Here is a 2266-nt window from a genome sequence, read left to right on the forward strand (position 1 = left end):
CGTTGCGAAACACCACGGCGCCTTCGGTCACGCCGAGGCTCTTGCCGACTTCGAACGCGCCCATGTTGACCTGGCTCGGCATTCCGCCGTTGTGCACCAGATCCTTGGCCAGATGCGAGAGACCGTCGAGCAGGCTTTTGCCGCCTGTCTCGAAGAAGCGTTTTACCGCGGCCGGGTTGGCGGCGGTGTTGGTCGGGGCCATCGCTTCGGTCATCAGATTGATGACGAAGTGGCCGCGCGCGATGTCTTTGGGTGAGAGGTTGCTGTCATCAATCCAGGCGTGGAGTTCCTTGCGCCACGCCAGGTAAGTTTGCAGATAACGTTTGTAGAGCGGGTTCTGGCTCCACGCCGGATCGGCGAAGCGACGGTCATCGCCAGCCGGTTGCAGTTCGGATTTGCCAAACAACACGTTCTTCAGTTCGAGGCCGAAATGGGTGACGTGCCTGACGCTATGGATCGGTTGTTTTATGGCCTGTCTCAGCACCATACGAGCAGAGGCCAGCAGATCCTTTCCGCGTAGCCCAACGACGGGATTAAGCCCCAGGGTGTTTTCCGAGGCTTGGTACTTCAGGTCATCGTTATTCTTGTTACTCATCTACGACGCTCCATTGTCCTGAGACGAGTACCCGGTTTTGCACTGTGCAGTTCCACAGCCAATGCCAGGTACTACTGCTCGGGTGACCGTTAATTCTGCATAGCTGCTTTACAGTCGTAGAGCACTGCAGGGAACTTGCCAGCTCCATTGGTTACCCGAGTTTAATTTTTTTCGCAAGCGGGCCGATCCTCGGCCACACAGCGGAGCATTCAAACAGATGAATTTAGAAAATGCCCTCTAAAGAGCAAGAGTCTCGGACTAGAGCATCAGCTTGACGATCGACTCGTCCGGATCGCGGGTTTTTCCGGCGGCTTTGAGTTCAGCGAGATAGTCGGCCCAGAGTGCGTCATAACGTCGCCCCAGTTCGTAGAGATAATCCCAAGTGAACAAGCCGCTGTCGTGGCCGTCGTCGAAGGTCAGTTTCAGTGCGTAGTGACCGGCCGGTTCCAGCTTGCTCAGACCGACGTTGATCTTGCCGAATTGCAGGATCGGTTTGCCGTGGCCCTGGACCTCGGCGGAGGGGGAATGCACGCGCAGGAATTCGGCGGGCAGGGTGTACTCCTCGCCGGACGCGTAAGTGAGCGTCAGGGTTTTCGAGGCTTTGTGCAGTTTGATGTCGGTAGGAATCATAAAAACAGCCCTGAGCTGCAAGCAACAAGCTGCAAGCTTAACTCAGCCCGCAGCTTGTCGCTTGCAGCTCGGAGCTTGCCGCTCTACAGAATGTAGCGGGACAGGTCTTCGTTCTGCGCCAATTCGCCGAGGTGGCTGTTGACGTACTCGGCGTCGATCAGAATCGGCTTTTCATCGTGGGTGCTGGCGAGGTCGCCGGCACTGAACGACACCTCTTCGAGCAGACGCTCAAGCAGGGTGTGCAGGCGACGGGCACCGATGTTCTCGGTCTTCTCGTTGACCTGCCAGGCGATCTCCGCCAGACGCTTGATGCCTTCCGGCTGGAACTGGATGTTCAGGCCTTCGGTTTTCAACAGCGCGCAGTATTGCTCGGTGAGCGATGCATGCGGTTCGCTGAGGATGCGTTCGAAGTCTTCCGGGCTCAGGGCCTTGAGTTCGACGCGGATCGGCAGACGACCCTGAAGTTCAGGCACCAGGTCGCTCGGCTTGCTCAGGTGGAACGCGCCGGACGCAATGAACAGGATGTGGTCAGTCTTGACCATGCCCAGCTTGGTGTTGACGGTGCAGCCTTCGATCAGCGGCAGCAGGTCGCGCTGTACGCCCTCACGGGACACATCGGCACCGCCGACATTGCCACGCTTGGCGACCTTGTCGATCTCGTCGATGAACACGATGCCGTGTTGTTCAACGGCTTCCAGCGCCTTGGCTTTCAGCTCTTCTTCGTTGACCAGACGCCCGGCTTCTTCGTCGCGCACCAGCTTCAGTGCTTCTTTGACCTTGAGCTTGCGCGCCTTCTTCTTGCCCTTGCCCATATTGGCGAACAGCGATTGCAGCTGGTTGGTCATCTCCTCCATGCCAGGCGGCGTGGCGATTTCGATGCCAGACACCTCGGCCACTTCGATCTCGATTTCCTTGTCATCCAGCTGACCTTCGCGCAGGCGCTTGCGGAACAGCTGACGGGTGTTGGAATCGCTGCTCGGCGCTTCTTCATTGCTAAAGCCCATGCGCGCCGGCGGCAGCAGTGCGTCGAGGATACGATCC

The 2266-nt window shown here is 58.2% G+C and carries 2 protein-coding genes and 1 pseudogene; all 3 read right to left on the bottom strand.

All coding sequences use genetic code 11. The features are described from left to right. A pseudogene (locus DBR24_RS33200) lies at positions 1–595 on the bottom strand (class II poly(R)-hydroxyalkanoic acid synthase); the annotation flags it as partial. Between the two features lie 258 nt (positions 596–853). Then, positions 854–1225, bottom strand: coding sequence for a gamma-butyrobetaine hydroxylase-like domain-containing protein (locus tag DBR24_RS21765; RefSeq protein ID WP_123470738.1), 372 nt, complete (start codon positions 1223–1225; stop codon positions 854–856). Between the two features lie 83 nt (positions 1226–1308). Next, positions 1309–2266 (bottom strand): HslU--HslV peptidase ATPase subunit (gene hslU / locus DBR24_RS21770; protein WP_128615773.1); only part of this gene is annotated, 958 nt, incomplete at its 5' end.

Origin of the sequence: Pseudomonas sp. HMWF006, from assembly GCF_003061205.1 — a bacterium.
GTDB classification, from domain to species: Bacteria; Pseudomonadota; Gammaproteobacteria; order Pseudomonadales; family Pseudomonadaceae; genus Aquipseudomonas; species Aquipseudomonas monsensis.

Excerpts from the sequence above, each read along its gene's own strand:
- DBR24_RS21765 (WP_123470738.1), bottom strand. The coding sequence starts at position 1,225 with ATGATTCCTACCGACATCAAACTGCACAAAGCCTCGAAAACCCTGACG.